Origin of the sequence: Ruminococcus sp. CAG:379, assembly GCF_000434255.1 — a bacterium.
GTDB classification, from domain to species: Bacteria; Bacillota; Clostridia; order Oscillospirales; family Ruminococcaceae; genus Ruminococcus_F; species Ruminococcus_F champanellensis.
On record NZ_FR894924.1, the window covers coordinates 1 to 6874 of the forward strand.

Sequence of the window (6874 nt, forward strand, 5' to 3'; positions counted from 1 at the left end):
ACAATCTCTGTGCAGTGTTGCTTTGCTTCTTGACAGCCCGTTAGAATTATGGTATAATGCAACAAATCCAGCAGGATAGAGTGGAGGGATTTTATGAAACTTCGCAGAAAGACTGCGGTTGTTATGGCTGCGGGAGCCGTTATGATGGCAAATGCTGCACCAGTTTTGACGGCGGCAGAGGTGAAAGAAATGCAAACGGGAGCACTTTCAGAGGAAACGGTTCAATTTTATTCATACTGGAAGGAAAAATATCTGGCGCAGGATCCCTATGTGACGGGAGATCCCCAGTATTATGTATTCTACGGGGAGAAAACCTACGCAGAAGCCGGCGCAGAGGTGGCGGTGACCGTTTCCGAAGCCCACGGCTATGGCATGCTCATTGCTGCGTCCATGGCGGAGCATGACGGCCAGGCGAAGGATATTTTCGACGGCATGTACCGTTATTACAAGGCGCATCCCAGCGGCATCGGCCCGAATCTGATGGCGTGGCAGCAGACGGACAACGGATCCGCCATTCAAAACAGCGCCGGTGCGGATTCCGCAACGGACGGGGATCTGGATATTGCCTATGCGCTGCTGATGGCGGATACGGTGTGGGGCAGTGACGGCGCCATCAACTACAAGCAGGCGGCGCTGGCTGTGATGAACGACATTATGACCTATGAGGTAAATCAGACCGACTGGGTGTTACAGCTGGGAGACTGGGCGCACAACACCAGGGAAGGGGATACCTACTACGCAGCCACCCGTTCCTCGGATTTTATCGTTCAGTACATGCCGGTGTTTGCGGAGGCTTCCGGGGATACGCGCTGGACAACCCTGTATGAGAGCACCTACCGGATCATCAACCAGATGGTGGACACCTACGGTACGGGCATTTTGCCGGATTTCATTGTCAAGGACAGCAACGGAAAATTTGTGCCGGCTTCAGCAAATTTGCTGGAAAGCGAGCATGACGGCAATTTTTATTACAATGCATGCCGGACGCCCTGGCGGATCAGCATGGATTATCTGGTGAATGGAAATGCGGATGCGCTGAAGTTCGCCAATGCCCTCAATGGATTTATTACCCGGAAAACCGGCGGCGATCCGGCGCAGATCATGGCAGGCTATACTCCGGCAGGGGAGGCGGTTTCCGACTGGAATGACCTTTGCTTTGATGCTCCCTTCCTGGTGGCAGCAGCCTGCGGCGGGTATGATACTTGGCATGACAGCCTCCGCAGTATGATCCTGGATTACGGGGAGGATGTGTACTTTGGCGACACCATCACCATGCTTTGTCTGATCGTAGACGACAACGCCTGGATCGTACCCGCTGGTGCTGACCAACCCGTTCGGGGGGATGTGAACCAGGATGGTGCATGCACAGTAGCAGATGTAATCGCATTGCAGAAATGGCTGCTGCACACGCCGGATGCTTCCCTCGCTGACTGGAAGGCAGGGGATCTGTGCCCGGATGGCAAGCTGAATGCAATGGATCTTTGCCTGTTAAAACGGGAACTTTTGAATCCTGCTTGATCATATGACAGAAACCAGCTCCATCGGATCCTCCGGTGGAGCTGGTTTTATGAAAGAAAGTATGAGAGATTGTCAGGTTATCGCTCCGGACAGGTTTTCTGGGGCATCAGCTTGGAGCTCCAGAGCTTCCGGATGCCGCACTTCCAGTACAGGATCATGCCGACCACAGCGCCCACCACAGCCTGTAAAATCTGATAGGGCAGCTTCAGCAGAGCGTATTCCGGTGTGCTGTAAATAAAGGCACGACCCAGGGAGTAGCCCACCACCATGATCACTGCGCCGATGGTGACACCGATGCCAGATGCCAGTACCGGGTGCTTTTTCAGTATGTAGTGGGAGCATACGGAGATGACAATGGCCTGAAGCCCATGGGTTGCCAGCGAAACAAACATGGGAGTTGGGTAGAAGAACAGATCCCCCAGAAAGGCGCCTACGCCTCCCACCATGAATGCTGCCAGCGGATCCAGAAGCATGGCGGCGGCGCAGATGATGATGTCATTCATATACAGATGGCCTCCGGGAACGGGTACGCCAAAGGAACTCATCACCACGTTCAGCGCCATGAACAGGGCAGTTACACATAGCCATAAGGCGGTTCTCTTTTTTGTGGATGTTGCTTGCATTTGAAATTCCTCCTTGCAAATTTGATGTTACTAGTGTATAATGATTTTTGATAATATACAATGGTCAGAAACGGAGAAAATAATATAGTCAGATGAAATATGTGATTCAAAAAGAAAACCGACCGGTGTACTTGCAGCTGTATAAGCTGATCCGGAACGATATCATAAACCAGGTGTACCCATACAACAGCCGATTGCCCTCCAAGCGGATGCTGGCGGAGGAACTTGGTATCAGCACCATTACCATTGAGCATGCATACGGACTGTTGTGCGATGAGGGGTATGCGGAGGCACGGGAACGGAGCGGCTATTTCGTGATCTTTCAGCCTTCGGATGGCTTTGCTGCATCCACGGCGGAGCCTGTATCGCTTGCCCATGAAAAACTGGATACATCTTCTTATCCGACCTTTTCTATATCCATATTGAGCAAAACCATGCGGAAGGTGTTAACAGATTACGGAGAAACGATTCTGGAGAAGTCACCCAACGCCGGAGGCATACAGCTGCGCAGTGCCATCCGGCAGTATCTGGCACGGAATCGGGGCATTCAGGTGGAAATCGGGCAAATTGTCATTGGTTCCGGTGCAGAATACCTGTACCGGCTGATTGTGGAGCTGCTGGGCAGAAGCCGGGTATACGGTATCGAATCCCCCTCTTATGACAAGATCGAGCAGATCTACCGGGCGGCGGATGTGGACTATGAGCTGCTGCCCCTATCTGCGGATGGCATTGACAGCGGCGCTCTGGCTGCCACCCGGGCGGATGTGCTGCATACCACGCCTTATCGGAGCTTTCCCACCGGCGTGACTGCCACCGCCTCTAAGCGGTATGAGTACATACGCTGGTCCGGACGTGGGGAAAGATTCATTGTGGAGTCGGATTATGGATCAGAGTTTTCTGTATCTTCCCAACCCATGGAAACCTTATTTGTGTTGTCCGATTTTGACAACGTGATTTATCTGAACACCTTTTCCCGAACCATCTCTCCCTCCATGCGAATCGGATATATGGTGCTCCCAAAACAGCTTGTTAATCAGTTCCAGGATAGACTGGGCTTTTATTCCTGTACGGTGCCCACATTTGACCAGCTAGTTCTGACGGAGCTGATCAACAACGGGGACTTTGAACGGCATATCAACCGGGTGAGACGGGCAAAGCGCAGGGAGCTGGAGCATGAAACATGATCCCTGGTAATGCCTCATAGGCTTTGCGCCGGATCACCTGCATCCCGCTCTTAGATGCCATCACAGCGCCGTTCCCTTTTCGGAACAAAAAAGCGGCTCGTGTCCGTATGCTCCAGTTCCAGCAGCCGGATTTTCTTATGGATGCCCCCGGCGTATCCGGTCAGACTGCCGTTGGTTCCTACTACCCGGTGGCAGGGGATGAGAATGGAGATCTCATTGTGTCCCACAGCGCCGCCCACTGCCTGGGCGGACATGCGGGCTATTCCCTGTTGCCTTGCAAGCTGCTGAGCGATTTCGCCATAGGTCACGGTTTGCCCATAGGGAATTTGCAAAAGAATGCTCCAAACAGCCTGCCGGAAGGAGGAACCAATGGGATGCAGGGGCGGCATGAAATCGGGTTCTTTGCCGGTGAAGTAAATATCCAGCCAGCGTTTGGTTTCCGAAAGGATTGGTGTTTCCTGCCGGATATGTTTCTGGGGCAAATTGTCGGCAAAATATTTTTCGCCCTCAAACCACAGACCGGTCAGTCCTGTTTCGTCCGCCGCCAGCAAAATGTCGCCCAGTGGTGAATCATATGGTTGAATAAAAGTCATTGTTTCCCTCCAAAAGGTCGGAATTCTTTTTCTGCATGGGCTATGCGCCTTTATTTTTTGGCTTGTAATCCCGCAGCTCCGGGATAGCACCGCCTGCTGCTGCCCATAAATATAAGCTTGCGACACTGCAATAGGGCGTGAATCGGCGACGGTATTTTTCAAACAGCTTCCGGTCAATGTTTCTGTGGTGATAAACCATGCGCAATCCGCGCTGGATTGCCAGGTCATCGAAGCTGAAAATATCAGGGCGCTGCATGCAAAACAGCAGGATCATCTCCGCCGTCCAGACGCCAATGCCCTTGAGGGTACACAGCGCCCGGATTGCGTCCGCATCCGTCATGTGCCACACAGCCTCCAGGTTGCAGGCACCGCTGCAAACTTTTTGAGCAAAATCCCTGATATACTCTGCCTTGCGGAACGTCATGCCCAAGGATTGCAGCTTTGGAGCACCGGCAGAGAGAATGGTTTCCGCATTCACCTTGCCCAGCGCTTCCTGCATCCGCAGCCAGATGGTCGCCTGGACCTTTGTGGAGATCTGCTGTCCAATTATGTGGTGGATCACAGAGGAGAACAGATCCGTATCGACCTCCCGATCAATATGCCCGATCCGGTCAATGACCTCGCAAAGCCGCCGATCCTTTTGCCGCAGGTAGGAAATCTCTCTTTCACCGTATGCAAAATACATGTGATGCACCTCCCGTTGATTCTGTGTAAGGTTATAGTATCATTTATTGCGTACATTCCCGAAACCGCAGGTATTCCAGAAATTTTTGAACAGCGGGCGTAATATGCTTTCGATCCTTCATTGCCAGTCCAATGCACCGATAATACGGTTCCTGCATTCTGCCAAGCTTTATTTGCGTATTTATCTGCTGGGATACCCCTTTTTACTGCTTTACGACTTTGGTTCTGCCATTCTGCGGGCACGGGGAGACAGTCGCTATCCCTTTCTGGCTCTTGTGGTGTCCGGTGCTGCCAATATAGGATTGAATCTGTTTTTTGTGATCGTGTTTCATATGGGGGTATCCGGCGTTGCTTTGGCGACGGACGTTTCCAATGGTCTTTCGGCATTCCTTGTGCTGATTCGTTTGAAAAAAGATGGACAGTTCCACTTGCGTTTCCAGAAGTCGCATGGTTTACTTCACTTTATAGGCGAAATTTTAAAAACGGGGATTCCGTCGGCTGTGCAGGGGGCAGTATTCTGTCTGGCAAACATTTTTGTGCAGGCATCGGTGAACCGCTTTGGGGCAACGGCGATTGCCGGAAGCACCATCGCTATGAATTTTGAATACGTTACTTACTACATTATCACGGCGTTTGGTCAGACGGCGACCACCTTTACCAGCCAGAACTATGCAGCGAAACAATATGCACGGTGCAGAACCATTCTTTGGTGCAGCCTGCTGCTGTCCACCGTTTGCAGTTCTATTCCGATTTTCTCCATAGTCCTGTTCCGTAACACTGTTTCCGGTTTCTTTTCAACGGATGCGGCAGTAATCGAAACTGCCGGGATATGGATCCTGTGTATTTTGCTGTTTGAGCCAATTTGTAATCTGTACGAAATTCCGGCAGGTGTCCTGCGCGGCAGTGGACATGCCATCTGCCCGGCTGTCAGCACGATGATCGGTACCTGTGCATTTCGTACCCTCTGGATCTGCACAGCGTTCCGGGCGTATCCATCGCTTCCGATGCTGTACCACGCATTTCCGCTTTCGTGGGTTGCAACAATTCTGCTGGTCAATATGGGTGGTGCGATCATTGCTTATCTGGGAAAGAGAAAAAGAGCAAATTGGATAGGTGATAAATAAGCCAAGCAGTACTCCCCGTCATATGAAGAAATATCATAATGAAAGAACAGGCAGAACGCCATGATAGAGGTTCTGCCTGTTCTTTTTCATAGCCCGCTGTATAGGTCTTTCATAATAGTTCTTGGGGAATTTCTTTATGCGTATCTGCCTATCATCCAGGGGTGTTTGTTTATCCAAGCTCCAGCATCCGGTCGATGCACGCACGAGCTTTACAGAGGGTCTCCTTGTCCAGATGGATCTCCTCCCCGCCGCCCTGTAACGCCCGGTATACATCCGGCAGACTGGTCAGCTTCATATTGGGGCAGATCAGATTCTTGGACAGGGGGTAGAACCGCTTGTCCGGACACTGATAGGACAGATGCTCCACGATGCTGACCTCCGTGCCGATGATGAAGGAGGATTCTGCCGACTGGGCTGCATGCTGCATGATGGCGGAGGTGGAGCCGATAAAGTCCGCCTGCTCCAGCACCTCCGGCATGCATTCCGGATGCACCAGTACGGCTGCACCCGGATGCTCCCTGCGGGCACGCTGCACATCCGCTGCATGCACCCTGGCGTGAATGGGACAGCCGCCGCTGAGCAGCTTGAATTCCTTGTCCGGCACCTGCTTTGCCACATAGTCTCCCAGGTTGCAGTCCGGGATAAAGAGGATGCGCTTGTCCGGCAGCTTCCGGCAGATATCCACCGCCGAGGAGGAGGTGACGCATACATCGCAAAGGGTTTTCAGCTCCGCTGTGGTGTTGATGTATGCCACTACGGTGTAATCCGGATACCGTTCCTTGACCTGCCGGATCAGTGCCTTGTCCATCTGCTCCGCCATGGGACATCCCGCCGCTCCGTTGGCAAGCAGCACCTGCTTTTTCGGGGACAGGATCTTTACCGTTTCCGCCATAAACCGGACGCCGCACAGCAGCATTCTGGACTGGGGGGCGCTTGCTGCTTTCAGGCTTAGCTGAAAGGAATCTCCGGTAAAGTCGGCGATCTCTAAAATCTCCCGTGCCTGGTAGCTGTGGGCAAGAATGCATACGTCCTGTTCCTGTTTGAGCCGCAGGATCTCCTCCTGCATCTGGTGTATTGTCAATGTTCTTCACTCCCGTGCCCGGTTGGGCTAAATCCTATCATTCTAATAGGTTTACTATATTATAGCA

Annotated in this window: 7 protein-coding genes; 3 read left to right on the forward strand and 4 right to left on the reverse strand. The window is 52.3% G+C overall.

Annotation, left to right across the window (positions count from 1 at the left end):
• The first annotated feature begins 93 nt into the window (after window positions 1-93).
• Window positions 94-1518, forward strand: a complete 1425-nt coding sequence (locus QVO51_RS09745; protein WP_022358241.1) for a glycosyl hydrolase family 8 — start codon at window positions 94-96, stop codon at window positions 1516-1518.
• Between the two features lie 77 nt (window positions 1519-1595).
• Here the strand turns inward: QVO51_RS09745 and QVO51_RS09750 are convergent, their stop codons facing one another.
• Window positions 1596-2141, reverse strand: a complete 546-nt coding sequence (locus tag QVO51_RS09750; protein ID WP_022358242.1) for an ECF transporter S component — start codon at window positions 2139-2141, stop codon at window positions 1596-1598.
• A gap of 92 nt (window positions 2142-2233) precedes the next feature.
• On the opposite strand from QVO51_RS09750, the gene pdxR reads away from it, so the two are divergent.
• Window positions 2234-3325, forward strand: a complete 1092-nt coding sequence (pdxR, locus tag QVO51_RS09755) for a MocR-like pyridoxine biosynthesis transcription factor PdxR (protein WP_022358243.1) — start codon at window positions 2234-2236, stop codon at window positions 3323-3325.
• Between the two features lie 50 nt (window positions 3326-3375).
• On the opposite strand, the gene QVO51_RS09760 is transcribed toward pdxR, so the two are convergent.
• Both QVO51_RS09760 and QVO51_RS09765 read right to left on the reverse strand, forming a co-directional pair.
• Window positions 3376-3918, reverse strand: a complete 543-nt coding sequence (locus tag QVO51_RS09760) for a methylated-DNA--[protein]-cysteine S-methyltransferase (RefSeq protein ID WP_022358244.1) — start codon at window positions 3916-3918, stop codon at window positions 3376-3378.
• Window positions 3919-3958: 40 nt separating this feature from the next.
• Window positions 3959-4603, reverse strand: coding sequence for a DNA-3-methyladenine glycosylase family protein (locus QVO51_RS09765; protein ID WP_022358245.1), 645 nt, complete (start codon window positions 4601-4603; stop codon window positions 3959-3961).
• Between the two features lie 103 nt (window positions 4604-4706).
• Between QVO51_RS09765 and QVO51_RS09770 the strand changes: the two genes are divergently transcribed.
• Window positions 4707-5726: an MATE family efflux transporter gene (locus tag QVO51_RS09770; protein ID WP_022358246.1), complete on the forward strand. Its 1020-nt coding sequence runs from the start codon at window positions 4707-4709 to the stop codon at window positions 5724-5726.
• Window positions 5727-5895: 169 nt separating this feature from the next.
• Here QVO51_RS09770 and nadA read toward each other — a convergent pair whose 3' ends face one another.
• Window positions 5896-6807 (reverse strand): quinolinate synthase NadA, encoded by a 912-nt coding sequence (gene nadA, locus QVO51_RS09775; protein ID WP_022358247.1) that lies wholly within the window; start codon window positions 6805-6807, stop codon window positions 5896-5898.
• Window positions 6808-6874: the final 67 nt, after the last annotated feature.

Bases quoted from the DNA above. Each gene is read 5' to 3' on its own strand.
- QVO51_RS09770 (WP_022358246.1), top strand. From the start codon at position 4,707: ATGCTTTCGATCCTTCATTGCCAGTCCAATGCACCGATAATACGGTTC.
- pdxR (WP_022358243.1), top strand. From the start codon at position 2,234: ATGAAATATGTGATTCAAAAAGAAAACCGACCGGTGTACTTGCAGCTG.
- QVO51_RS09760 (WP_022358244.1), bottom strand. From the start codon at position 3,918: ATGACTTTTATTCAACCATATGATTCACCACTGGGCGACATTTTGCTG.
- QVO51_RS09765 (WP_022358245.1), bottom strand. From the start codon at position 4,603: ATGTATTTTGCATACGGTGAAAGAGAGATTTCCTACCTGCGGCAAAAG.
- QVO51_RS09750 (WP_022358242.1), bottom strand. From the start codon at position 2,141: ATGCAAGCAACATCCACAAAAAAGAGAACCGCCTTATGGCTATGTGTA.
- QVO51_RS09745 (WP_022358241.1), top strand. From the start codon at position 94: ATGAAACTTCGCAGAAAGACTGCGGTTGTTATGGCTGCGGGAGCCGTT.